This is a genomic window from Actinomadura harenae (assembly GCF_003696215.1).
Taxonomy (GTDB): domain Bacteria; phylum Actinomycetota; class Actinomycetes; order Streptosporangiales; family Streptosporangiaceae; genus Spirillospora; species Spirillospora harenae.
The window spans coordinates 19,059-44,456 of record NZ_RFFG01000067.1 but is presented as its reverse complement, the minus strand read 5'-3'; the positions used below and the strand labels follow the sequence as shown (position 1 = coordinate 44,456).

General features: G+C 70.0%; 15 protein-coding genes. 4 read left to right on the top strand and 11 right to left on the bottom strand.

Going from position 1 to position 25,398, the window contains the following annotated elements; all coding sequences use genetic code 11:
* The 11 genes from EBO15_RS29765 to EBO15_RS29715 all read right to left on the bottom strand — a co-directional run.
* The coding region (locus tag EBO15_RS29765) for a condensation domain-containing protein (protein WP_147481710.1) at positions 1-522 on the bottom strand (522 nt) is incomplete at its 3' end.
* Positions 519-2,555: a non-ribosomal peptide synthetase gene (locus EBO15_RS29760; protein ID WP_122197784.1), complete on the bottom strand. Its 2,037-nt coding sequence runs from the start codon at positions 2,553-2,555 to the stop codon at positions 519-521. The genes EBO15_RS29760 and EBO15_RS29765, both read right to left, overlap by 4 nt.
* The gene (locus EBO15_RS29755; protein ID WP_158628389.1) at positions 2,552-5,992 is read right to left on the bottom strand and encodes a non-ribosomal peptide synthetase; all 3,441 of its coding nucleotides are present in this window, start codon (positions 5,990-5,992) and stop codon (positions 2,552-2,554) included. The genes EBO15_RS29760 and EBO15_RS29755 overlap by 4 nt, the downstream gene beginning before the upstream one ends.
* A 1,168-nt stretch (positions 5,993-7,160) precedes the next feature.
* Positions 7,161-8,138, bottom strand: a complete 978-nt coding sequence (locus EBO15_RS29750; protein WP_122197782.1) for an amidohydrolase family protein — start codon at positions 8,136-8,138, stop codon at positions 7,161-7,163.
* A 2-nt stretch (positions 8,139-8,140) separates the two neighbouring features.
* Complete coding sequence (locus EBO15_RS29745; protein ID WP_199744888.1) at positions 8,141-9,103, bottom strand: carbohydrate kinase family protein; 963 nt, start codon at positions 9,101-9,103, stop codon at positions 8,141-8,143.
* On the bottom strand, positions 9,100-10,560 hold the full coding sequence (locus tag EBO15_RS29740; protein ID WP_122197781.1) for a lyase family protein: 1,461 nt from the start codon (positions 10,558-10,560) through the stop codon (positions 9,100-9,102). The genes EBO15_RS29745 and EBO15_RS29740 overlap by 4 nt, the downstream gene beginning before the upstream one ends.
* Positions 10,561-10,594: 34 nt before the next feature.
* Positions 10,595-12,346, bottom strand: a complete 1,752-nt coding sequence (locus tag EBO15_RS29735) for an ABC transporter permease (RefSeq protein WP_122197780.1) — start codon at positions 12,344-12,346, stop codon at positions 10,595-10,597.
* A complete protein-coding gene (locus EBO15_RS29730; RefSeq protein ID WP_122197779.1) occupies positions 12,343-13,401 on the bottom strand; it encodes an ABC transporter ATP-binding protein in 1,059 nt (352 codons plus the stop codon). The genes EBO15_RS29735 and EBO15_RS29730 overlap by 4 nt, the downstream gene beginning before the upstream one ends.
* An 11-nt stretch (positions 13,402-13,412) precedes the next feature.
* Complete coding sequence (locus tag EBO15_RS29725; protein ID WP_199744887.1) at positions 13,413-14,450, bottom strand: extracellular solute-binding protein; 1,038 nt, start codon at positions 14,448-14,450, stop codon at positions 13,413-13,415.
* On the bottom strand, positions 14,447-15,673 hold the full coding sequence (locus EBO15_RS29720) for an ROK family transcriptional regulator (RefSeq protein ID WP_199744886.1): 1,227 nt from the start codon (positions 15,671-15,673) through the stop codon (positions 14,447-14,449). Before EBO15_RS29720 ends, EBO15_RS29725 begins: the two co-directional genes overlap by 4 nt.
* A gap of 721 nt (positions 15,674-16,394) precedes the next feature.
* Complete coding sequence (locus tag EBO15_RS29715) at positions 16,395-18,098, bottom strand: DUF6119 family protein (RefSeq protein WP_122197776.1); 1,704 nt, start codon at positions 18,096-18,098, stop codon at positions 16,395-16,397.
* A 547-nt stretch (positions 18,099-18,645) separates the two neighbouring features.
* On the opposite strand from EBO15_RS29715, the gene EBO15_RS29710 reads away from it, so the two are divergent.
* The 4 genes from EBO15_RS29710 to EBO15_RS29695 are packed head-to-tail and all read left to right on the top strand — an operon-like array spanning position 18,646 to position 25,373.
* Complete coding sequence (locus EBO15_RS29710) at positions 18,646-20,145, top strand: DUF3375 domain-containing protein (RefSeq protein WP_199744885.1); 1,500 nt, start codon at positions 18,646-18,648, stop codon at positions 20,143-20,145.
* Positions 20,138-20,809 carry a DUF4194 domain-containing protein gene (locus tag EBO15_RS29705; protein WP_122197774.1) on the top strand — a complete coding sequence of 224 codons (672 nt, stop codon included), beginning with the start codon at positions 20,138-20,140 and terminating at the stop codon, positions 20,807-20,809. The genes EBO15_RS29710 and EBO15_RS29705 overlap by 8 nt, the downstream gene beginning before the upstream one ends.
* Positions 20,806-24,150 carry an ATP-binding protein gene (locus tag EBO15_RS29700; RefSeq protein ID WP_122197773.1) on the top strand — a complete coding sequence of 1,115 codons (3,345 nt, stop codon included), beginning with the start codon at positions 20,806-20,808 and terminating at the stop codon, positions 24,148-24,150. Before EBO15_RS29705 ends, EBO15_RS29700 begins: the two co-directional genes overlap by 4 nt.
* Entirely contained in the window at positions 24,147-25,373 is a 1,227-nt protein-coding gene (locus tag EBO15_RS29695; RefSeq protein ID WP_122197772.1) for a Wadjet anti-phage system protein JetD domain-containing protein, read from the top strand. Before EBO15_RS29700 ends, EBO15_RS29695 begins: the two co-directional genes overlap by 4 nt.
* Positions 25,374-25,398: the final 25 nt, after the last annotated feature.

The following is a 25,398-nucleotide window of genomic DNA, read 5'->3' as shown; positions in this document are numbered from 1 at the left end:
CCGCAGGAGGGTCGCCCGCATCGGCGGCTCGGTGTCGACCGCGAACGGCTTCGCCGCCTCGGCGTCGAGCTCGCGGTCGAGGTCCACGCGGGCCACGTCCCGGCGGAGGAAGGGCACCGATCCGGGCGGGAGCACCCGCAGGGCCGGTTCGCCGTCCCGCTCCTCGAACACGGTGCGGAGCACCTCGTGGCGGGACACCGTGCCGCGGACCGCGTCCTCCAGGGCGGCGGTGTCCACGGGTCCGGTGAGACGCACGAACACCGGCGCGTTGTAGGCGGGGCTGTCGGGTTCCAGCCGCCACAGGAACCAGAGCCGGGCCTGCGTGAGTGAAGGACGGCCCGGACCCTGGTCGGCGGTGCGGGCCGGGATGGCGGCCGGACGGTCGGCGGCGGCGGCGCGCCGGGCGGCGGCGAACCTGCTGCGGACCGCTTCGCCGCGGGCGGCGGCGGCCGTGGCGGCCGCGTCGCCGGTCATCGCGCCGGTCATCGCGCCGGTCACTGCGTCGGTCATCGCGTCGGTCATCGCGTCGGCTCCGTGACGGGCGCGTCCGCCGGGGACATCCCGGCGTCCGACGCGAGCAACCGCTCCACCTGCTCGGCGAAGTCGGCCAGGACCGGGTGGTCGAACAGTGTGCGCACGGTGAACGGGTACTCCAGCGCCTCGGTCAGCCGGCCCACGACGCGGATCGCGGCCAGGGAGTCGCCGCCGAGGACGAAGAACTCGTCGTCGCGCCAGACCTGAGCGATGGCCAACACCTCCTGCCACACCTCGGCGATGAACAGCTCCGCTTCGGTACCGGGAGGGCTGTGGTCCGCGCGCGTGGGCGCGGGCGGTTCGGGCAGCGCCGCGCGGTCCACCTTGCCGCTGGGCATCAGCGGCATCGCGTCCAGCCGGACCCACACGCGCGGCACCATGTAGGACGGCAGGGTCTCGCGCAGCCCGGCCTCGATCGCCGCGGCGTCCGCTTCGGACCAGCCGTCCGCGCCGTCCGCGCCGTCCGCGGCGGGCGGCACCACATAGCCGACGAGCTGCTCCCGGTCCTCGCCGCCGCGCACGACCACCGCGCCGTGCGCCACCGACGGCTGCGCCAGCAGCGCGGCCTCGATCTCGCCGAGTTCGACCCGCCGGCCGCCGATCTTCACCTGGTCGTCGGCGCGGCCGACGAACTCCAGCAGTCCTTCGGGGGTCCACCGCGCCAGGTCGCCGGTCCGGTAGCACCGGCCGCCGGCGACGAACGGGTCGTTGACGAACACCGCGGCCGTCAGGTCGGGGCGGCCGCGATAGCCGCGCGCCACGCCCGCGCCGCCGATCACCAGCTCGCCGACGACCCCGGGCGGCACGAGCCCGCCGTCCGGACCCGTCACGTAGACGTGCTCGCCCGCCGTGGCCCGGCCGATCGGCACCCCGGTGGCCCCGGCCGCCACGTCGGCCGCCGACACCCGGTGCGCCACGGAGTACGCGGTCGCCTCGGTCGGTCCGTACTCGTTCCACAGCTCGGCGACGAGCGGCAGCAGCGCGCGGGCCAGGTCCGGGTCCAGGGCCTCCCCGCCGGCCCGGGCCTTCATCAGGGGGCTGCCACGCCACCCCGCGGCCAGCAGCATCCGCAGGCTGGTCGGAGTCAGGGCCATGGTGGTCACCCCGGCGGAGTCGATCCGGTCGGCGAGCGCGAAGCCGTCCGCCGCGCACGCGCGGTCCACGACGACGCAGCGTCCGCCGACGGCCAGCGGCGGCCAGATCTCCGGCACCGACATGTCGAAGGTCAGCGAGGCCGCCGCCAGAACGGCGTCGTCGGCGCTCAGGCCGAGCTGGAGCGCGGTGGCGGAGGCCAGGGCCGCCACGTTGGCGTGCGTCACCTCGACGCCCTTGGGCCTGCCGGTCGAGCCGGAGGTGTAGAGCACGTAGGCGAGGTCCTCCGGCGACGGAAGCGGCGTGCGGGACGGGTCCGGCTGCTCCCGCTGCTCCGGCGGCTCCGTCCGCCCGAACAGTTCACGCAGGTCGACCAGCGGAACGGTGACGTGGCCGCGCAGCACGTCTGCGCCGTCGCCGCCGCAGACCACCGCCGCCGCCCCGGCGTCCTCGACGATCCACCGCGACCGCTCCGCCGGGGACTCCGGATCCAGCGGCACGTACGCGGCTTCGGCGAGCCAGACTCCGAGAAGCGTCGCGGGCAGGTGCTCGTCGCGCGGGAGGTGGACGCCGACCACCGAGCCCGGTCCGGTGCCGACGGCGGTGAGCGCCGCGGCGACCCGCCGCGCGTACCGGACCGTCTCGGCGAAGGAGAGCCGCCCGCCGGGACCCTCCACGGCCACCGCGTCGGGGCGGGAGCGGGCCTGTTCCAGCACCGCTTCCGGCACGGTCCGCCGACCGTCCCGGGGCAGCGAGGGGCCCCGCCCCCAGGCGATCTGGGGCGGTGGCACCGTACCCGGCCGATCTGACACGCCAGACGCACCGGACGATCCCGTGGAGCCGGCCAGCCCGCGCAGCGCCGCGGCGGCACGGTCCTCCAGCAGCGCGCGCAGCCCTCCGTCGCCGGGGTCCGCAGAAGTCTGACTCATGCGTCGTTTCCTGTCTGTGCGGTGCTTGTTCGGTGGTTCTGTGGATCTTCGGCGCGGGACAGGTGCTCCAGGGCGATCCGCTCGACCTCGACGCAGAAACGGTCGAGTCTCGGATGCCCGGTGAGGACGTGCGCGGGGATCGGGCAGCCGAAGGCGTCGGCCAGCCGTGCCGTCACCCGGGCCGCCGCCGCGACGTCGCCACCGCGCGCGAAGAAGTCGCCGTGCCGTCCGTCGCCGAGCTCGTCGGCCCACAGGGCGGCGACGAATTCGACTACTGCCGACCCAGGCCCGTCGTCCAGCTCCGGCTCCGGCGCGGTGCCGGACGGATCGGCCAGGAGGTCGAGCAGCTCCTCCGCCAGGGCCTCGACATCGGAGTCCGTGAAACTGTCGACGTCGTACTCGATCTGGAGCTCGGGACCCTCGGCCGTGGCGTTGACGAACACCGACAGCGGGTTGCGGGTGCCGCCGCTGCCGACCTCTCCGGCCATCTCGACCCGGACCCCGTCGCGGCGCACGACGACCGGCAGGTCGGCGGGCTGCAAGGAGATCACGACCGGGGTCGGCGACATCCCGCGCCGCCGCCGTGCTCCGAAGAGCCCGGCGAGTTCGGGACCGGGCAGCCCCTGGTGGTCCAGCGCGCGAACGACCGCGCGATCGACCTCCCCGGCCAGCGCCCCGAACCCCCCGACCGCCCCGAACCCCCCGACCGCCCCGGACGTCCCGTCCGGCCGGCGGAACCGGAGCGGCAGGACGTCGGCCAGCGGGCCGACCAGGCCCGCGGTGTCGGGATGCGACCGGGAGGCGACCGCCATGCCGAGCAGCACGTCGGTCGCGCCGGTGCGGCGGCCGACGATCTCGCCGAGCGCGGCGGCGTACACGGCGAACGGCGACACGCCGTTCCGCGCCGCGAAGTCCGAGACCGCCGCGGCCGTCGTCCGGTCCAGCGGCCGGGTCAGCCGCTCGCCGCGGAAGGCGGCCAGGCCGTCCCCGCCGCGGCGGGTGGCCAGCGCGTACGGCGGCTCGGCGCCGGCCAGTTCCCGGGTCCAGAACGCGCGGAGCCCCTCGGCGCGCTCGGTGAGCTCTGCCAGCGCGAGTTCGTGCACCGCGACGTCGCCCATCTGGACGGCCGGCTCGGGGATCACCTCCTCGGCCGAACCGCCGCGCAGCTCGGCCGCGACACCGTCGGCCAGCGCCGTCATCACCACCGCGCAGGAGGCCCCGTCGAAGACGAGGTGGTCGGTCACGAGGACCACCTCGACGGTCCGCTCGTCGAGCCGGAGCGCCAAAGCGCGCAGCAGCGGCGTCTCCTCGGCGAGGTCGAAGGCGTGCGCGGCGGCCGCTCGGGCCAGGGCCTCGGCGTGCTCGGCGCGGTCCAGCGGCGACAGGGGCCGGAGATCGTGCTCGTCGACCGGCACCGTCCCGGCGGGCCGGACGAGCGCGACCGGCTCCCCGCCGGACGTCCGCACCACGCTCCGCAGCACTTCGTGGCGCAGCACCAGGGCGTCCAGCACGGCGCCGAGCGCCGGGGCCGGGCCGGCGGCCGGCCACGCGGCGTCCAGCCGGAACCGGGAGGCGACCGTGGTCGCCGGTGCGGCGTCCCCGACCTGCCGCAGGGCCCACAGCTGCCGCTGTACGCCGGTGAGCGGATGGCTGCGGCGCTCCGGGTCGCGGACCAGGGCCGGTCCGGCCTCGGCGCGCGGGCCGGCGTCGACGGCCGCCGCCACGGCGCGCACGGTCGCGGCCGCGAGGAACGCCGCGAGGGAGACCGCCGCGCCGAACTCGCGGGTGATCAGGGCGCAGATCCGCGCGGCGGCCAGTGAGTGCCCGCCCAGGTCGCCGAACCGGTCGTCGGCGCCGACGGTCCCGGGGTCCAGGCCGAGGACGGCGGACCACAGGGCGGCCAGGCGCTGCTCGGTCGGCGTCGTCGGGGCGGCGAAGGCGACGTCCAGCTCGGGGCGGGAGCCGCCGGGGGCGGGCAGCGCCGCGCGGTCGATCTTGCCGTTCGGGGTCAGCGGGAACGCGTCGAGCCGCACCAGGATCGAGGGCACCAGGTGTTCGGGGAGTCCGGCGGCGAGTGCGCGGCGCAGGGCCGGGCCCGGGACCGCGGGGCCGGCGGGGTCGGTGATGTAGTAGCCGACGAGGCGGCGGTCCCCCGGGACGTCCTCGCGGACCTCCACGGCGCACGCGGTCACCCCGGGCAGTCGGCCCAGCGCGGCCTCGACCTCCCCGGGCTCGATGCGGAAGCCGCGGACCTTGGCCTGCCGGTCCAGGCGTCCCAGGTACTCCACCGTGCCGTCGGGACGCCTGCGCACGAGGTCACCGGTGCGGTAGAAGCGCTGCGGGCCGTCGCCTTCGAGGGCCAGCGGCAGGAACTTCTCCTCGCTCAGCTCGGGCCGGTGGAGATAGCCGCGCGCCACGCCGGCGCCGGCGATCAGCAACTCCCCGGCGTCCTCGTCCGCGACCGGGGCCAGCCCTTCGCCGACGACGCACAGCCGGGTGCCGGCGATCGGGCGGCCGATCGGGATCGCCGAGCCCCGTGTGTCGGCGGCCGTGACCCGGTGGGCCACCGAGATGAGCGTGGTCTCCGTGGGCCCGTACATGTTCCACACCTCGGCGGTGCAGCCGAGGAGCCGCTCGGCCAGCTCGGGAGGGAACGCCTCGCCGCCGCACACCGCCCGCAGCCCCTCGCGGCCGGTCCAGCCGGCCTCGAACAGTGTCCGCCACGTCGTCGGCGAGGCGTTCAGCAGCGTGATCCCGGCCCGGTCCAGGACGTCGGCGAGCAGCGCGCCGTCGGCCGCGGTGGCGCGGTCGGCGAGGACCACCGCCGCGCCGGCGGCCAAGGGGACGAAGAGCTCGAAGGCCGCCACGTCGAAGGAGAGCGAGCAGACGGCGAGGAGCCGGTCGCCGGGGCCGACCCCGAGCTCCGACCCCAGGGCCGTGACGACGTTGACGATGGACCGGTGCTCGACGAGGACGCCCTTGGGGGTGCCGGTCGATCCGGAGGTGTGGATGACGTAGGCGAGGTCCGCGGGCGACGCCGCCGGTTCCGGGCGCTCGTCCGGCAGCGCTGCCAGCGACGGCTCATCGGCGTCGAGGCTGAGCCGGACGGGGACCTCCGGGAACCGGTCGGCGAGATCGCGCTGCGTGAGCAGGACGGCGATCCCGGTGTCGGCGGCGATGAACGCCAGCCGGGCAGCGGGATAGGCGGGGTCCAGGGGCACGTAGGCGCCGCCCGCCTTCAGCACCGCCAGCAGCGCCACGACCATGTCGGGCGACCGGTCCGTGCACACTCCCACGAACGTGTCCGGACCGACGCCGCGCTCGCGCAGCCAACGGGCCACCTGATTGGCCCGGCGGTCGAGCTCGCCGTAGCCGAGGACCCGGCCCTCGCACACCACCGCGACGGCGTCGGGGGTGGCGTCGGCGCGGGACTCCACCAGTTCGTGGAGGCAGCGCCCTACGGTTCCCGATCCCGTTCCGGCGTTGGAAGAAGCGGATCCCACCTGCTGGTACGCGGTCATTCAGCCTCGATCTTGCGGGGTGTGCGACGGAAGCGAGCAGCGCCTCGGCGTGACAGGTCGGGTACCGCTGATCAATGGGTGCGGTTCAACGACTGCCGGGTGGGAGCGGGCGGCACGCCTCCTACAGAAGGCACGGGCCCTACGGCGCGGTGTTCAGACCGGTCACGCGTCCCGAACTAATGCCGCCACGTTCTGGCCAGGGGAGAGCGGCAGTGCCTCAGATCCCGCCGAGGTGGTGACACCCACAACGGCGGTCATGGCCGCGATACCGATGCCAGGCGGTGCAACCTTGCGCCGCCTACACGCATGCGATCCATGAGCCTTCTGTCCCTTGGTGATGGGGGTATCGGACGCAGGCTTTCCGGGGGACCGGTAGGTACCACCATCTCGGCGAGACGCCATGAGCAAGCCGGTACGGCACGCCCGATAGCGGGACCCTAATGAAGATCGTCTTCAGCGTCCGCGCTCGTCGACCTCTTCGCACGCATGATCAAGAGACTCCGCACGCGTTCACAAGCATCCCTGCCGCACATGAGCCGGTCAGCCACGGGCGAGCCCCGGAGGGCCGGGACGCAAGTAGCCGATCAGGTCGGGTCCGGGCGTGGATCGCCGAGGCGCGGACGGACACGCGAGAGCCGGGGCCTTGCCCTCCGCCCTGAGCCGACCACCAACCGGACGTGTCCGAGGAGTGGCCAGGGGGAACCGACCGCCGGACGACCACGGGGACGAAACGGCCCAAAATGACACTGGGCGAACGCGGCATACTCGCGTTCGCCCAGTTCAGAGGTGGTGGGTCGCGTGCGACTCGAACCCACAACCTACGGATTCGTCCTCGCCGCGCTTCAGCTATGCGTCGTTCGATGTGATCAGGTATGGCAGTAGCCGGCGGAGAGCCGCAGCAGCATGCCACGCCGCCACGGCTTGGTGGTCGTCGTTCTTGTCGGACCCCACCAGAAAACCCGATCAAGATCAGACGACGTGATCGGCTTAGGGGACTGATCCACGAATACGCGCAGGTCGCATAGGGTGACACAATTTTCGGCGCCGACAGGCCGGCATGTCGGTGGTCCGGGCTCGGGCTCTCTCAGGTCGATCCTTCGAGGGCCGATGAGATACCGAGCAGACGGGCCGCGTTGCCGCCGAAGATCCGGTGAAGGTCGGGCTCCGGCATGTTCATCTCGTGGCAGATCCGCATCTGGTCGGCGAGGTAGCGGTAGCAGTAGCCGCGGGGAAACCACGAAGAGTCGCTGCCGAAGATGATCCGGTCGGGACCGATCGTCTCGTAGCAGCGGCGGAACAGGTCCTCCAGGGTGAGCCGGTAGGGCATCCAGCGCACCCACTGGTTGGATCCGGACGTGTCCACGCACACGTTCGGGCAGGCCCAGCAGAGGAACAGCATCTGCTGCACGTGCTGCACGCCGAAGTGCGGCACCACGAACGTGACGCCCGGATGCCGCTTGGCGACCGGCTCCAGCCACGCCGGCTCGATGTGCGCGTTGTGCGCGATCCCGCCGCTGGACCCGCAGTGTCCGAAGTGGATCAGCACGGGGATGTCGTGGCGGGCGGCGACCCGCCACACCGGGTCCGCGGCCGGGTCGTCGATCCGGTGCGGCAGCAGCGGGGCGAACAGTTTCAGGCCACGCAGCCTGAGCACGGTGACCGCGTGCTCGAGCCGCTCCGCCGCGTCGGGGGCGGTCAGGTCGGTCAGGTTGGCCATCCCGGAGAACCGCTCGGGCGCCCTGGCCACCAGCTGCCCGACCCGCTCGTCGCCGCAGCCGGTGACGAAGGCCGCGTGCGCGATCTGGTAGCGGTCCAGCTCGGCCAGCCAGAGATCGGCCTCCGACTCCCAGCCACGCTCGGCGTCCGGCTTCGGGTCCGGGAAGTCCCAGGCCCGCCGCCAGCGCCGGGACTGCTCGGCCACCTGTTCGCGTCTCCTGCGCTCGGCCGGCCCGTCGTGGTCGGCACAGTGGAACTGGCCGCCGGCCAGATCCCGGGTGGCCGCGTCATTCTCCATCTGGAAGTGCAGGTGGAAGTCGATGATCGGGATGCCCTGCACGGCCATGGTCACGATGCCGTCGCCCCCTGGAGCACCTCGTCCGGAGTGAACCTGCGGTCGTGCGAGGGCTTGCTGATCACTGTGGCGGCGACGCTGCTCGCGTACTCCACCGCCGCTTCCGGCTCGGCGCCGTCGGCGAGCCGGTGCAGCAGCCCCGCGTTGAACGCGTCGCCCGCCCCGGTCGAGTCGCGCACCTGGACGTTCACCGCTGCGTGAGCGGTCACCGGCTGCCCCGGCCTGGCGAGCAGCGCACCGCGAGCACCGCACTTGACGACGACGACGGCTCCCGTGGTGTCCGCGACCTCCCGCGCCGCCGCCTCGGCCGACGAGTGCCCGGTCAGCGTCCGGATCTCGTCGTCATTGGGCAGGAACACGTCCACGTGCCGGAGCAGGGCCAGCACGTCGGCGCGGGTCTCCGGCGGCCACCCACCCGGATCCCATCCGGTGTCCAGCGCGGTGCGGGCCCCCGCAGCCCTGGCCCGGTCGAGCAGCGTACGGGCCGGCGCGCCCTGGACGCCGGGCAGCAGGAAGTACCCGGACAGCAGCACGAACGCCGCGGGCAGCACATCCTCCGGGACCGCGTCGGCGTCGAGGTCCGCCATGGCGCCGAGCGAGGACAGGAACGCGCGGTCCCGCCCAGGCGATTCCACGGCGACCGTCACCCCGGTGTGCCTTCCCGGCATCCGGGCCAGACGAGTGTGCAGGCCGGGGATGTCGAGCTGCCGCCGCAGCAGGTGCGCGGTGTCATCGTCGCCGAGCAGACCGGCCAGCACGGTGGACCGGCCGAGCCTGGCCAGGGTGATGGCGGTGTTGGCCGCCGAGCCTCCCGTACGCAGGGCGATGGGCGGCACGATCCGTTCGGTGCCGGGCTCGGGCAGGTCGGCCACTCCGGACATCAGCACGTCCAGGTTGACGTTGCCGACAACGGTGATCCGGGAGCCCGCGGGCGCCTTGTCCACAGAGGCGCTCACTGGTCGGTTCCGGCCAGGCGGCCGTCCACCGCGGCGCGCAGCGCGTCCTCGGCCTGCCGCAGCGCGAGGCGCCGCTCGGCGAACTCGTTGGACAGCGACCGCGCCGCCTCGGCCACTCCGGCAGCCGTACGTCGCACCGCGTCGCGGCCCGGGCCACCGACCTGGGGCCGGTCCAGTACGCGTTCCGGCCGCAGCCCCGCGTCCAGCGCGGCTCGTACCGCCGTGCCGTCGACATCGCCCAATCCGGCTTCCTCGATCGCCTTGGCGACCAGGTCTTCCGTCCACTGCGCGGGCGGCGCCTCGCGGACCAGCGCGCCGACCACGGAGTGCGCGCCGCGCCACGGGATGCCGGCGCCGGCGAGGGCCTCCGCGATGGCGGTGGTGGTCGCGCCGGTGGCCACCACGTCCTCTGGTGCCGGCGGCGTCAGCGGCGTGATCTCGCTGAGCAGGCCGCGCATCAGGGTGAGGAAGCGCAGCGCCCGGTCGTTGGCCCGCCACAGGTGCTTCTGCACGTCGGTGGTGGCGTTGTTGGAGTCCTCGTACCAGGCGACGCCGACGTTGTTCAGGGTGGCGGCGAGGTCGGCCGCGGCGGCGCCGGCCATCGAGCACATGTGCTCCAGCACCACCGGGTTCTTCTTCTGCGGCATGATGCTGGACCCCTGGCAGTACGCCTCAGGGGTGACGATCCACTGCCAGGTCATCCAGTCCAGCATGGTCCGGGCCATCCGGGCGCCGGTGGCCAGGACGCGGGCCTGCACCGTGGCCGCGCGGACCAGGTGCTCGGCTCCGGCCACCGCCTCGTAGCTGGAGGTGAAGCTCGTGCGGAAGCCGAGCAGGGTGGTCAGCCGGTCGACGGAGATGGGCAGATCGGTGCCGGCGAACGCGCAGGAGCCGAGCGGGTTGACGTTCAGCTCGTCGTAGACCGAGAGCATCTCCCTGACCTGGCTGACCAGTGCCTCGCCGTAGCCGGCCAGGACGTGGCCGAGGCTGGTCGGCTGCGCGGGCCGGCGATGGGTGAGGCCGGTGATCAGCACGTCGGCGTACCGGTCGGCCTGCTCCGCGGCGATCTCGGCGGCGGCGCAGGCCTGCGCCGCCTGCTCCAGCACCGCGTCGCGGAGCACCATGCGGAACACACCGGCGTCCAGGTCGTTGCGCGACCGTGCCAGTTGAACGTCCAGCTCGGACTGCTTGATGCCGGCGGCCTTGGCCAGCCGCTGCTCGGTCAGGTAGTAGACGTCCTCGACGCTGCCGTCGAAGGCCAGCTCGTCGTCCTCGGCGCTGAGCAGCGTACGCAGGCCGCCGAGCAGGCGACCGGCGCGGTCGGCCGGCAGCAGCCCCTGCTCGGCGAGCATGACCACGTGCGCGAGGCTGGCATGCAGCATCGGCCGGTACAGCTGCGGCGCGGATTCCTCGAAGGCCACCCGCAGGTGGTTGTCCCAGTAGACGGACAGGGGCATCTCAATCACTCTCTTCGTAAGTTCCAGCGCCAGGTCAGGAGGCCTTGACGGCCGGGGTGCGTCGCCGCCGCGGTCGGCGGCGCGGGCCATCCTCAAGCCGGCGGGAGGCGAACAGGACGAACAGGATGAGCACGATCTGCAGGCTGCCGAAGGCGGCCGCGGTGCCGAACTCCGAGGCGTAGATCCGGTTGTAGATCTCCACCGACATCGGGACCGTGCCGGGCGGATAGATCACCACCGAGGCGACGTACTCGCCGACGCCGTCCACGAACGCCAGCAGCGCACCGGCCATCACGCCACGCAGCACCAGCGGGAACGTCACCGTACGCAGCACGCGCACCGGGCCGGCGCCGAGGCTGCGGGCGGCCTCCTCCAGGGTGGGGTCGAGCTGCTCGAGCGAGGCGCCGGTGGAGCGGAACACCAGCGGCACGAACCGTACGAAGTAGGCCACCGGCAGGATCCACAGCGTGCCGACCAGCGTGAGGCCCAGGTTGGCCGCGGTCGGTTCGTTGAACGCGGTGACCAGGTTGACACCGATGACGGTGCCGGGCAGCGCCCAGGGCAGCATGATGACCACGTCCAGCGTCCAGCGGCCGGCCAGCTTCCAGCGGGCGACCACCCAGGCCGCCGCCGCACCCACCAGAATCGCCGCCAGGGTGGCCATCAGGCTCGTCTGGACACTCACCGAGACCGGCATCAGGCTTTTCGGGTCGGTGAAGATCCGCTGGTAGTTGGCCGCCGTGTACTCCGGCGGGAGCACCTGGGTCGTCCACGCGCCGTCCACCGAGAAGGACACCAGCACGATCACCAGGACGGGCGCCATCAGCACAAGGGTGAGCAGCAGGCTGCCGATCCCGGCCGCGACCCTGGCCGCCCCGGAGGACAGGCCCCGCCGGACCGCGGCGGATCCCTTGGACAGGCTGCGGTGGACTCGCCGGCCCTGGTACCAGCGCATGGCCACGAGGAAGACGATGGACACCAGCGACAACGCGGTCGCCTGGGTCGCGGCCAAAGCCTCGTTGCCGGACGTGCGCGCCGAGACGATCTCCATGGTCAGCGTCTGCACGTTGTACAACTGCGGCGCGGTGAACGACGCCATCGACATCATGAAGGTGAGCAGCGCGCCGGACACCAGTGCCGGGGTGAGCATCGGCAGCAGAACGGTTCGCCACACCCGCAGCCGCCCGGCGCCGAGGTTGGTCGCGGCCTCCTCCAGCGAGGCGTCCTGACCGGCCAGAGCGGCCGAAACGGACAGGTAGAAGTAGGGGTACATGGTGAACGCGTGCACCAGGATGACCCCGGACACGCCACCGATCGAGCTGCTGGCGGGACTCAGCCCCGTAAGGGAGTGCAACGTCCGCGGCACGATCCCGGTCTCGCTGTAGAGCAGGACGAACGCCACCGCACCGATCAGGGGGGGCAGCGCCATCGGCAGCACCGCGAACACTGAGAGCAGGCGCCGCCCAGGGAACTCGAAGCGGGTCAGGAGCACGGCGAGGAACGTTCCAAGGGCGCCGCAGAACAGCACGGACGCCAGTGAGATGCCCACCGACAGCAGCAACGCGTGCCCGGACGCGCCGGAGAGCAGGCTGCGGTAGTTGTCGGCGAACCCGGCGCCCCCGGCGGAGCTGCGTGCCGTGGCGAGCATCGGAATGAGTACGAGGAACACCAGGATGGCCACGACCGGCAGCGCCAGTACGTAGACGAACCGGTCGGAGTCGCGGGCCGGGAGCCGCCGCGTACGCGGTGCCGCGACCGCCGGCGGCGGAGTGGTGACGGTACTCATCGAGCCACCAGCCACGCATGCCCCGGTTCCGCGCGTACACCCACGGTGTCACCGGGCCGGGGCAGCGCGGCGGAGTCCGGCGCGGTGATCGACAGCTTCAGCCCGCCGGATTCCACCTCGAACTGGCTGTTCGCTCCGGTGAACTCCACCGCGTGCACCACCGCGTCCAGCATTCCGCCGCCGGGCTCGGTCAGCCGCAGATTCTCCGGCCGGACCGACACGGCGACCTCGTCGGTCGTCGCCATGTCGGCCGGGCGGGCGGCCTCGATCGTGGCACCGCCCGGCAACCTCACCACGGCGGTCTCCCCGGAACCGCCCACCATCTTGGCGTCCAGGACGTTGCTCCGCCCGATGAACCGGGCGACGAACGCGGTGGCGGGACGGTTGTAGATCTCCCGGGGAGTGCCGATCTGGTGCAGGCGGCCGGCGTCCAGCACCGCGATCCGGTCACTCATCGCCATCGCCTCGGCCTGATCGTGCGTCACATAGACGCTGGTGATCTGGGCCTCCCGCTGGGCACGGCGGATCTCCGTCCTGGTCTCCTCACGCAACTTGGCGTCCAGGTTGGACAGCGGCTCGTCGAGGAGCAGCACGTCCGGGGAGATCACCAGCGCCCGGGCCAACGCGACTCGCTGCTGCTGACCACCGGAGAGCTGTTCGATGCGCCGGTCGGCGTACCGCCCAAGCCCCACCGACTCCAGCGCCCGCGCCACCCGCTGGTCGCGTTCCGGCGTGCGCACCTTGCGGGTGACCAGGCCGTACGCGACGTTCTGAGCGACGTTGAGGTGCGGGAACAAGGCGTAGTTCTGAAACACCATGCCGGTGCCGCGCTTGTTCGGCGGGGTCGAGGTGACGTCACGGTCGCCGAACAGGATGCGCCCGGTGGTGGGCGCGACGAATCCGGCGATCATCCGCAGGGTGGTCGACTTGCCACAGCCCGACGGCCCCAGCAGGGTGAAGAACTCACCCGACGCGATGGTCACGTCGATGTCGTTGACCACGGTGTTGTTCGCGCCGTAGCGCTTGCCGACGTGGTCGAGGCGAATGGGAATCATTGACCTATGCCTCAGCCCTTGTTCTTGATGGCGGCGCTCCAGTGGGAGATCCAGTCCGTCTCCTTGGACGCGGCGAGGTCCCAGTCCACCGGCATCTCCTGCAGCTTCATCGGTGCCAGCCAGCTCGGCTCGGAGGCCCCCTGGACGGTCGGGATCTGGAACCACTCTTCGGCGAGCTTCTTCTGCTCGTCCTTGCCGAGCAGGAACTTCAGGAACGCGTCGGCGCCCTTGGAGTTCGGGCCCTTCGCGACCTTGGCGACACCGTCCACCAGCTGCGGCACGCCCGACGCCGGGGAGACCACGCTGAACGGCGCGTTGCTCTTCTTCTTCTGCAGCATCGCGTCCTGCAGGTTCCACACCGTCAGCGGCGCTTCCTGCCGCTGAATGCGCAGGTAAAGGTCGGTCGGGTTGGCCGCGTAGACCTTGGTGTTGGCGTCCAGCTTGCGCAGCCAGTCATAGCCCGCCGCCGGGTCGCCGCCCTTGCTCTTGCGCGCGATCATCGCGGAGTAGATGCTGCGCATGGTCCCGGACGCGGCCACGTCCCGAATGATGATCTTGTTCTTGAACTCGGGCTTGATCAGGTCGTCCCAGTCCTTCGGGGCCTGCTCGGGCTTGAGCATCTTGTCGTTGTAGAAGATGACCTCGTCCAGCAGCATTTCGCCGACCCAGCGGCCCTGCGGGTCGCGGTACTTCGCCGGGATGCTGTTCGTCACCTCGGCGGGGGCTTCGGAGACGAGCCCGGCGTTCGCGGCCTGGACGAACTGCTGCCGCGTGCCGCCCCACCAGATGTCCGCCTGCGGGCGGCCCTTCTCCGCGGTGACGCGTTCGAGCGCTTCCTGGGCGCCCAGGGTGAGCAGCCGGACCTTGCCCTTGTAGTCGGGGTTGGCCTTCTCAAAGGCGTCCACGACGCCCTGGGCCAGCTGCTTGTCCCGAGCGGTGTAGATGGTCAGGCTCGACTTGTCCGAGGTGCTGATGCCGCAACCGGCAGTGGCAGCGCCGAGCGTGAGCACGCTCGCCATGAGCAGAACGGTCTTGCGCAATTTGGTCATTCCTTCATGCCAGGGGGCTGCGCACTGATCACAGCCGACAACAACGTGGGCGACACCGCGCCCATATCCAGGGCGTGCGCCCCGAGCTCCGCGAACACGACCTCCGGAGCGGACGGCGCGGACGAGCGGACCATCGTGCGAAGGTCGGTGAGCCCATCCGCGCCCAGTTGGGTGGCCGCACCGGCGAAGACCACGCGTGCCGGATTGACCACACAAGAACAGACGATCGCCGCGAATGCCCAGGCCTCGATGACACTCCGGCGCAGGGCGGCGACGGCCGGTTCGCCCGCCCGCCGAGCGAGCTCGGCGACTGGTTCCTCCGGCATCCGTCCGCCCAGTTCGAACAGTGCGGCGCCGATGCCGGGAACGCTCCAACGCCGCTCGAACCGGCCACGCCCACCGCTGTGCGGCTCCGGCGGCAGTCCGGCGGGCAGGAAGCCGATCTCGCCGGCGAACCCGGCCGCGCCCCGGCACAGCGCCCCGTCATTGACCAGTGCGGCGCCGATGCCGTACCCGACATAGATCAGCACCAGGTCGTCGACGTTCGCGGCGGCGCCGCGCTCTCGCTCGCCCAGCGCGATCAGGTTGACGTCGTTCTCCGTCTGCACCGGGAGTCCGAGTCGCTCGCTGAGCATGCTGGTCAGCGAGCCCTCGCCGAGCGCGTGCAGCACGGGCGAGAGAGCCACCGCGCCTTCGGCGGTGGCCACGCCCGGGACCGAGAACACCACGCGGCTGGGAGCGGGCCCGTCCGCGTCCTGGATCGCCTCGGAGATCAGGGTGGCCAGCCCCGTGAGCGGGTCGGCGGCGTCGACTCGCCTGGTGTGCTCCTGGTGCAGCTCGCCGGCCAGGTCCACGACGGCGACGCGGGCCCGCTCGCCTTCCAGCGACACGGTGACCAGCGTCTCGGCGGCCGGGTTGAACGCGAGCATTCGGGGCCGGCGGCCTCCGGAGGAGTCCCCGGTGCCGACCTGGATGATGTGCCCGCTGTTCATCAGATCGCGCACGATCTCGGTCAGTGAGGACGGACGGTACCCGGTGAGGTCGGCGAGGTCGGTGCGGGACACCGGACCGTGTGTGCGCAGCGCCGTCAGCACCGCATCGGTCCGGATCCGACGCAGTGCTTCATGTCCGGTTGGTGCCGAACGTCCGACTGCTCTAGAAGGCATGGCGTACTTCTTACTCCATCCGAAGTAAGTTTGCCTAGTGTTCAGCGTGTACCGCACGAAATCGGGTCGGGGCGTTGACCTGTGCAGTCTTGCTGGAAGCCGAGGGCTGCTGCGGCCCGGTGGGTACTGGCGGCGATCCGGAACCTGAATCGGCTGGAGTTGGCCACCGAGACCATGCGCGCGGCCCCGGAGACCGTGGCGGTCGCCGCCTGCGGCCGGCTGCCCGGGTACCGGCTCTCTGGTGGGAGGGCAGGGGGAGTACGCCAGTGACTAACGGCTCTCACGCGGCCTGCCCGAGCGGGCCGGGACGGCATCGCACGCACCACGACAACCCCCGGCACCCCGTGAGCGCACGCGACAACACGAAAACCGGGGTTGACCAGGGGAGATGCGGGCGGCCGGGCAGCCACCGGACAACCATCGAGCAGCCACAAGGGAAAACTGGGGCAAAGTGACACTGGGCGAACGCGGCATTCTTGCGTTTGCCCAGGTCAGGGTGGTGGGTCGCGTGGGACTCGAACCCACAACCTACGGATTAAAAGCATCCATTATCCAATATTGGAAAGCTTAGTCGATGACGAACTGTGTCGATCTGTCCGCGTGAGCTCAGATGTGCGTGCCGGGCCCTGCTGGCTAATGGCGTGCGGTGCTGAAGCCGCCGAGCAACCACCGAGCAGCCAAGACAGGTACGACCCACTCTGGACCGTCCGCCGTCGCCGCCAGGGCGGGACTGTGATGGTGATGCTGAGTAGTCTGCGGGCGTTGGACTGCCACTGAGTCACCGATGAATAGTGACGATCTCTACTTTGGCATTCATGGCGCGCAACTGGTGGACGGCTTGCAGCAGGGAGATTTGCGCGAATGCGAAGAGAGAATCGACGCTGATCGCTTCACCGTCCTTAAGTAGGATCGCGTAGACAAGGGTGAGAGAACCCAGTTCCTGGGTCACTGGGTGGCTGGGATCATGCGCGGCGAGAGCTTCGAGGAATTTGGTGCGGACCTGAACGTCACTTCGAAGGACTTCGACGGCCACTGTGCCTTGGGCGAAGAGATGGTTGAGCGGAGCGGTCTTGTCCTTGCTCTGCTTGACGTGGATAAGCTGGTTTTCTGGGCCGAGGATGTCGCAGATCTCAAGGCCGCCGCCCCTGAATTTCTTCGTGACGACCGTCTTTTTGTCGAAGAGCGTGTATCCAGGATGCTCGGCTGCCTGGCTGTTGTATCGGGCCTCGGCATCCTTGCCCTTGAAGTGTTCCGGCCAGGGCGGCAGGGTGACGCTGGCACTGCGGCGGAATAGATCGCGGAGTTCCTCCTCGATGGACTGGAGGTATTCGGCGCCGATCTCATACCAGCTGCCTTGGTGATAGAAGTACCGTCCGGCGCTGACGGATACGTCGGCAGTTAGCCAGCGGTGTCCCGAGGTTCTGGCGCTGACTGGGTCGTCGCAGTCAGTGTCGCCGAACATCTGGACGCGGACATTCTTGAGAGCACCGATTCGGCTTCCTGCAGGCAGCGTGTGAACGAATTCCAACAATGCCTCCAGGTTCAACTCCTGGACCGTATGAAGATTGGAGGATCCCTTGGTCACTTGGAACGTCTGAGCGCTGGCGAAGTCGTCCAGGCATTCGCTCGGGACGCCGAGTGCCAGCCGGGGGTGCATGGGATCGGCGAGGAGTCTCTCCAGCTCATCCCCGAGCCGTTGGACGATCGCGCTCTTGCCTCTGAGGGAGCGGATGCGGTCAATGAAGCCCAGTTCTGGTAGCGGGTCAGGCTGGGAACAAACGTTCTCGATCTCGCGGAGATCGTCAAGGAATTCGGCTGCAGTGGTGGCGAGGGGGAGTTGGATGGAGCTGTCTCTGCATGCGACGCGTACAGCACGGCGCTTCCCGTCCCTCAGATAGGTGAACGGGACCTTCGATACCATTCCAGTGATCTTTGTGATGATGGCACCGACTCTCTCGATGCCGAAACTTTCGATGGGTTGCCCCCGGGTTGTAGCGTTTTCGTCGCTACGACCGCGCGCATCCATGATCTGGCGGCGTACGAGAAGGACGCCGTCCTCGTCCAGGCAGCGCGTGGCGAACTCGAGTCCGAAGTCCGGGTCCAGGCGGAATGGGTCGATCATGTGGTGTCCCACGCCGTAGGTGAGCGCGTACACCGCGCGGTCGGTGCGCACGAACAAGACGCCGGCCGCCGAGCGATTCTCCTCCTGAACCGTGACCCCGGTCAGGTTCCCGAGGACCTGGCACCAGTCAGCTTGTCCCCGAGAGATGGTCCCGCTGATCACCATGCCCGTGAAGCCATCCTGCTCGAAGGGATGGAGGCTGAACCCTTCGCGCCGAAGGTAGCGCCCGAGCACCAGTTCGCGCAGATCGAGGTCGAGGCCCTCGGGTGTCCTGATCCGGTGGAGGGAGCTCTTGCGGGTGCTTGGTGGGTTCTTCGCTGGCGAGGTAGCGGGCGCCGCGGCCTGTCTTTCATCGGTCATGTCAGTCCTCGAACGAACGGAGCGTGGGAGCCCGTAAGCGCACAGGAGTGGAACTTCGTGTTTCTTTAGCCTGAGGAGGGTCCGCGTCGCCCGTCCTCTTCATGATCAACAACGTGAGTTCGCTGGCAGGGGCCCGTTATCAGACCTTGCGGTACAGCTCTGTGCCGGTCGACAATTGCACGTCCACCTGCGCAGGCGCACGGACTCGTGCCCCTGCCGACGCGGCGGCTTCCTGATGCGTGCCATGAGCTTAGCTGCAGATCGAGTCACTTTGGGTGGATTTTATTGACAGAAATCCTTCCGCTGCTGCTGACCGCATGCATCCATAGGTGATCGCCGATGTTGAGATCGGGTCGGAGACAGCGAACCCCGAGGTGGTGCGCTGCAGGGACGGGGAAGGGCGCGCTCAATCTGCACCCACACCTGGACGGCACTGAGCGGATATCCCATCGGGTGCGTGCCAGGGGGCAGATGAGAGCGATGGCTTCGGTTCTTGGGCGTGGCGTCGAGACAAGTCGTACTCTGGGCGGCGATGGGAACACGAGGTGTGGAAGGCGCCTACCAGGGGGCGCTTCGGGCGTTCCAGAACCCGATGCTCGATCTGCTCCATCGGACTTATGCCCCGTTCGTCGTGACGGTGCTGGCGATGATGTTCACGCCGGAGCGGTCGACGGTGGCGGTGGCGGATGCCCATGCGGAGATCGCCGACGCCCTCGACCAGTTGCGGGCCGCAGGTTACGGCGACGAGAGCGACCAGCCCTTGCCTGCGGGAAACGCCCGTGACCTGTGCAGGCAGTGGGTGCACGCGGGCTGGCTGGTGCGGCAGGTCTCCGACGACGTCGAGGTGTACCGGCTGTCCGCACATGGCGTCGGTGCGCTCGAAGTTGCCGGCCGGGTCGGCGGGGCACGGACCAGAGTCTCGGAGTCCCGGGTTCGGACGCTGCTGGAGGCGGTCGAGCGGCTTGCTCAGGACGCGGACCCGGACGTGATGGCCCGGATGGCGCGTCTCCAGACGGAGATCGATCAGCGTCGGCGAGAACTCGAACGGCTCGAACGGGGCGGTGACGTCGACGCCGTCGACGACGACCAGTTGCTCGAGTCAGCCGAGAATATGCTGCATCTGGCACGGGAGCTGCCCGCCGATTTCGCCCGCGTCGCCGAGTCGATCAAGGCCATGCAGCGTGATGTCGTCGCCGATCTGCGGCAGGACGTGCGGCCGACCGGGGAAGTGCTCCGCGAGTATCTGGAGCGCGGTCAGCAGATCATGGACGCGACGCCGGAGGGCCGGGCGTTCGCGGGGGCGCTGCGCCTGATCGGCGACCCGGCGCAGATCGACGACCTGTGGAACCTGCTGCGCACTGTACTGCGGCACGGGTTCACCGACCTTATGCCGGGCCCCCAGCGGCGGGAGCTCGCCGAGATCGCACGCCGGATCGAGCAGGGCGTCAAGGAGGTGCTGGCCGCGCAGCGGCAGGCGTCGCACGTCATCACCACCCAGGTGCGCAACCATGACCCGATGCGCGACCGGCAGGTGGACGAGTTGCTGCGGGATGTGATGTCCGGGTTCCACACCTGGGTGCCCGGGACGCGCCGTGGCTCGGTCGTCGCGCCGCTACGGCGCCTGCCGGTGGCCGATGTCGGGCAGCTGCGGCAGACCATGAGCGACCCGCGTCCGCCCCGGCCGCCCACACCGCTACGGGAATGGGACGAGACCGACGACATGCCGTTCGCGGACACCCGGGCGTGGGGTGGTCCGCAGTACGCCGAACTGCGCGAGCATCTGGCGGCGTTCGGGGGTGATGCGGACGACGTTGACGTCGCGGCTGCGTTCCGCGCGGCGGCCGAGCAGATCCGGCGGCCGGTGGACCTGCTCGGTCTGCTGGAGATCGCCCACGATTGCGGAATGACTGACACGACTGAGGTCGTGGAGGTCGACGCGGTCCGGCCGGACGGGACCCGGCGGCGGTTCGCGTTCGGCGGTGTGCTGGCGGCGAACCCAACGCGGCCCTCCGCCGCGGATGAGAGATCGGGACGCAGGGATGAGTGAACCGGACGGAGTGGACGACGGCTGGTCGACGGGCGTGGAAGCCGGCTTCATCGATCCGGTGGCGATGGAGGACGACCCATCCGAACTGTTCGCCGGTGATGCGGGCACGTTGGACGTGGATGTGCGGCGCGTACTGGTACGGCTGCTGCAACGCAGGTTCTTGCTGGCCGAGAAGGACCAGGTGCTGTGGCGCACTCTGCTGGAGAACCAGCAGATCATCGAGTCGCGCCTCCACGATCTGTTCGTCCGGCTGGTAGTCGACCACGACCGGGGCATCGCCTACAAACAGCAGGTGCGCTCGGCAGAGTTGGACGTCCCGATCCTGCTGAAGGACGACCCCTACAACCGGGCCGAGACCCTGGTGCTGGTTCATTTGCGGACGGTCTTCCAGCGGGAGCACGGATCCGGTGAGACGTCCGCGCGGGTCGACATCGAAGAGCTGGAACAGACCGTGCTGACCTACTTCGATCCAGACGACCACAACCTTGCCCGCAGCCAGCGCGATATCCGCAACGCGGTGCAGCGACTGGTCGCTGAGGGCCTGCTCGCGGAAGAGTCCGCAGGCCGGTACCGGATTACGCCGCTGGTCGAGGTCGTGTTGAGCACCGAGAAGCTCACTGAATTGAGCCAGTGGCTGCGGGAGCAGAACGAGGTCGCGTCATGAGCATGATCGACACGCTGTTCGGGCTGATTCCGGCGGCATCTCGGGGACAGCAGTGGGTGGCCCGGGATCTGCAGCTGGTCAACTGGGGCGGCTATGACGGGTACCACCACATCCGGTTCGCCCCGGGCGCAACACTGTTCAGTGGCGGTTCCGGGTCGGGCAAATCGACGCTGATGGACTCCTACATCGCCTTGCTGATGCCGCACACCACGCCGTTCAACGGCGCGTCCAACGGCGGGGTGGTCGGTCGGCCCCGGGGCAAGGACCAGCGCAACATCCTCTCGTACGCGCGCGGGAAACTCGACGAGTCACGGGCGGACGGTGAGACGAGGTCACGGGTGCTGCGTGGAGACGGCCGTGACACCTGGTCGGCGATCGCGATGACCTGGGCCGACCCGAGCGGTGCCGTGTTCACCGCGCTCCGGGCCTGGTACGTGCCGTCGTCCGCACGCGTCCTTGATGATGTTGTCCCGGTCCGTGCCACTCGGGACGACGCCTACGACCTGCATGCATTGGACGGCCCTGCGGCCAGCCGGTTCACCCGCGAGGCGGTCAGCGCAACGGGCTTGACCTGCTTCGGCACCGACCGCGACTTCACCGCCCGGCTACACACCGCGCTGGGCATCGGCGCTGCCGGGGACGGCCACAAGGCGGTCGGGCTGCTGGGCAGGATCCAGGCTGGCCAGCAGATCACCACCGTTGACGCGTTGTACAAGACGATGGTCCTGGAAGAGCCGTCCACCCTGGCCACGGCGGACGAGGTGGTGCAGCAGTTCGACGAGCTGTCCGGCACCCGGGAACGTATGATCACTGCCCGTCGGCAGGTGCGGGCGCTGGCCCCGATCCGCGACCATCGGGGCATCATCGACGATGCGGTGACACGGTTGCAGGTGATTGACGACGTCGGATCGTTCACCGACCCGGCGTCCCCTGCGGCGCTGTGGCGGCACGAGCGCCGACTCGACCTGCTGCGCGCGGCTGAGCAGGACCTCACCGTTCGGCGCCGCGGAGCCGAGGATGAGGTCCGGGAGACGGCCGTGCTGATCGAGGCAGCGGAGTCTCAGCGGGACGCGGTGCTCGACACCTTGCGCGCCTCCGGCGGGGACCGGCTGGACACCGCGCTTCGCGAGATACGCCGGGTGGAACAGCGGCTGGCCGAAGTCGAACGCGCACGGAAGCGGTTGGACCGCGTCCTGGACGCCCTCGGTAGCACTGTGTCGACCAGCCAGGACTTCACCACACTGGTCGACACGGCGCGCCGGGCTCTGGCCGACTCCGACGCAAGGAAGACCGCCCAGAACGAGTTCGCCGAGGCGAATTCGGAACTCAAGGCCGCCGAACGCGAACTCGCCGAGTTGCGCACCGAGCACAACGCGGTCAAGGCCCGCCGTGGCAACATCCCGACCGACCTGCACGCCGCCCGCGACCTCTTGGCCGACGCCGCCGGGCTCACCCCGGACGACCTGCCGTTCGTCGGTGAGTTGATCGAGGTGCGCACAGAGTTCGAACCGTGGCGGGAGGCGTTCAACCTGGCGCTCGGCGGATTCGCCACCCGGGTGCTGATCGACATCGGTCGGCTGAACTCGTTCCGCGAGGCGATCAACACGGTGCCGGTCGCCCGACGCATCCACTTCGAAGGCGTCCGCACCGGCATGCGCGACGCGGTCGGGCTGAACGACAGGACACTCCCCGGCCGACTTGACTACCGGCCGTCGCCGTTCACCGCCTGGCTTAAGAGCGAACTCGCCGCCAGGTTCGACTTCGTCTGCGTCGAGACGCCAAAACTGCTGATGCAGCACTCCAAGGCGCTCACCATCACCGGCCAGACGTCGCAAGCCAGCAGAGGCGCGCATGGTGGTCACGGCCGGGCCAACCTGCTCGGATTCACCAACACCAGGCTGCTCGCCGATCTCGACAGCCGGATCGGCCACGCCCGGAAACGACATGATGACGCCTGTGCACGCGCGACGAAGGCGGAACAGGCCCTCAACTCGTTCGAGGAACGACGTGCCGCCCACCAATCCGTGATCGAACTGTCCTGGGACGAAGTGGACGTCGAGTCGGTCACCGCCGAACGGGATCGCTGGAATCACGTGATCACCGAGGTCCGCGCGGGCAACCCGGAGATCGACCGGCTGCAGCAGGAGGCGGAGGAGCTCAAGCAACGGGTCACCAGGCTGACCGAGCGCATCGGTGGCCTGAAAACCGAAGCCAAGCGGCTCGACGACACCTGGGAGCCGGTCGTCGACGAGGTGGACGGCGCTCAGCGGGCGCTCGACACCGCCGCGGCGACCGGCACCGAGGTAAGTCCGGACCACCGGGAGTACCTCGCGGGACTGTTCGAGGATTCCCCGGACGGGGCCGACCCGGCGACGGCGCTTGCGGAGTTCGACGCGGCACACCGGCGGGGTGTCGAACGGATGCGCGACGACCGAAAGTCGGCGGAGGAACTGATCAGCCGGTCACGGAAGGCGCTGCACGAGACGTTCTCGACGTTCGTCGAGCGCTGGCCGAACCCGAACCTCGGCATCGACCCAGAGGACTCCTACCGCGACTTCGACCGACTGCTCACTGATCTGGAAACCAGTGGCCTGCACGAGCTGGAGACCGAGTGGCGTGACAGCCTGCTCAAGCTCTCCGGCAACGACCTGACCAGCCTGGACAGCGAACTCGCCGCCGCCGTCCGGGAGATCCGCGACCGGATCGACCCGGTCAACCGCATCCTTGACGAACTGCCTTTCGCTGACGATCACCATCGGCTGCGCATCGACCCGCAGGAAAGCCACTCCGCAGTACGCGCCCGGTTCCGCAAGGAACTACGCGACGTACGCTCCGCCATCGACAAGGCGGAGACGGACGCCGACCGGGAACGCGTCTACCACCGCATGGCCAAGGTGATCGACCGCATCCGCCGCACCGCGCCCGATTTCGCCGACCTGATCGACGTGCGTAACCACGTCCGGATCAGCGCGGAGAAACGTGATCTCGCAGGCGAGCATGTCGCGGTCTACGACCACATCGGGGAGAAGTCCGGCGGCGAGTCCCAGGAGTTGGTCGCGTTCATCGTCGGTGCCGCGTTGCGCTACCAACTGGGCGACGCGGGCGCCGAACGCCCTCGCTACGCCCCGGTCTTCCTCGACGAGGCACTGATCAAGGCGGACGCGCACTTCACTGGCCGAGCGATCGGCGCATGGCGTGGGCTGGGCTTCCAACTCATCATCGGCGCCCCCAATGATAAGCACAGCGCGATCGAACCCCACGTGGACGCCGAATATCTGATCCTGAAGAACACCGAGGGGCGGTCATGGGCGAAACCCATCGTGGCGGTACCCGACGCATGACCCCCCGCCTGATCACCCCTGCCGACGCGGTCGAGTCACTCCGCCGCAAGGTCCACCAGAAGTGGGCGGACGCCGTGTGCGCCGATCTCGGTGTCGGTGGCTCGGTCACGTTCTCCGTCCCGCTCCGCCCCGGCGTATCGACCGGCAGCACGATCGCGCGAATCGGACACGCCGCATGGCACGAGTGGCACATGAGCTGGCGTGAGTTCGCAGACCGGTACCCCATGGGTGTCCTGATCGTCCGCAAGCCGGTGTCCGTCCAAGGCGTGACCGATGATTACCCCGCCACACTCGTCGCGGACCTGAACGCCGCTGTCGCCCTTGTCTCCGAAACCGAACCGCTGGCTCTGGACGTGACCCGCGCCCGAGAGCTCGCATCGTCCCTTCAATCCACCGGCGCACTCCTCTCCCCGGCCACCCTCCGAGCCGTCCACCAACTCGAGGACGACGATGCCGAGGTCCTGCTCAACGCAGTGACCTGGCTGCGTCGGCACCCGAACGCGGGCGCATGGACCGCCCGTCAACTCCCGGTCCCCGGCATGCACACCAAATGGCTCGACACCCATGGCGCGCTGCTGCGCGACGTCGCCGGACGCGACGTCCGAGACGAAGTCCGCTCACGGCCGGCCGTGCTGCACCTGACCTACGTCGACCCCGACCACGCCACGTCGGGCCGCCGCAGACATGACGCATGGACCACCGGAGATACCCACGACATCGCCTACCGGCCACGGATCGTTCTCGTTGTTGAGAACCGCGACTCCCGGCTCTGGTTCCCACCGGTACCGGACACGATCGTGGTCGAGGGCGGCGGCAAGGCGGCCGCGGCCCTGCTCGCGAACGTGCCCTGGATCCGCGCCGCGGACCACATCGTCTACTGGGGAGACATCGACGCGGACGGCTACGCGATCCTCGACCGATTCCGCGCCGCCCTGGCCGAGCCCGCACCGGACAACGCGCCCCCGAAACCGGTCACTTCGATCCTGATGGATGCCACCGACCTGCACCACTACGCCGAGCACGGCGTGAACCACGACAAGGCAGGTCGTCCCATCAAGCCGTCCTCCGCGATCCTGCCGCACCTCACCGAAGCCGAGGCGACCGCCTACGCCACCGTCGCAACAGCAAGCCCCACCCCGTTCCGCCGAATTGAACAGGAAACGATCCCACTCACCCACGCCGCAACCCGGCTGCTGGACGTTCCCGCGAGCTCTCATCCCTAACAGGCCACATCTGGTGTCATCAAAA

Bases quoted from the DNA above. Each gene is read 5' to 3' on its own strand.
- EBO15_RS29760 (WP_122197784.1), bottom strand. From the start codon at position 2,555: ATGAGTCAGACTTCTGCGGACCCCGGCGACGGAGGGCTGCGCGCGCTG.
- EBO15_RS29750 (WP_122197782.1), bottom strand. From the start codon at position 8,138: ATGGCCGTGCAGGGCATCCCGATCATCGACTTCCACCTGCACTTCCAG.
- EBO15_RS29740 (WP_122197781.1), bottom strand. From the start codon at position 10,560: ATGCCCCTGTCCGTCTACTGGGACAACCACCTGCGGGTGGCCTTCGAG.
- EBO15_RS29735 (WP_122197780.1), bottom strand. From the start codon at position 12,346: ATGAGTACCGTCACCACTCCGCCGCCGGCGGTCGCGGCACCGCGTACG.
- EBO15_RS29730 (WP_122197779.1), bottom strand. From the start codon at position 13,401: ATGATTCCCATTCGCCTCGACCACGTCGGCAAGCGCTACGGCGCGAAC.
- EBO15_RS29725 (WP_199744887.1), bottom strand. From the start codon at position 14,450: ATGACCAAATTGCGCAAGACCGTTCTGCTCATGGCGAGCGTGCTCACG.
- EBO15_RS29715 (WP_122197776.1), bottom strand. From the start codon at position 18,098: ATGACCGATGAAAGACAGGCCGCGGCGCCCGCTACCTCGCCAGCGAAG.
- EBO15_RS29705 (WP_122197774.1), top strand. From the start codon at position 20,138: ATGAGTGAACCGGACGGAGTGGACGACGGCTGGTCGACGGGCGTGGAA.
- EBO15_RS29700 (WP_122197773.1), top strand. From the start codon at position 20,806: ATGAGCATGATCGACACGCTGTTCGGGCTGATTCCGGCGGCATCTCGG.
- EBO15_RS29695 (WP_122197772.1), top strand. From the start codon at position 24,147: ATGACCCCCCGCCTGATCACCCCTGCCGACGCGGTCGAGTCACTCCGC.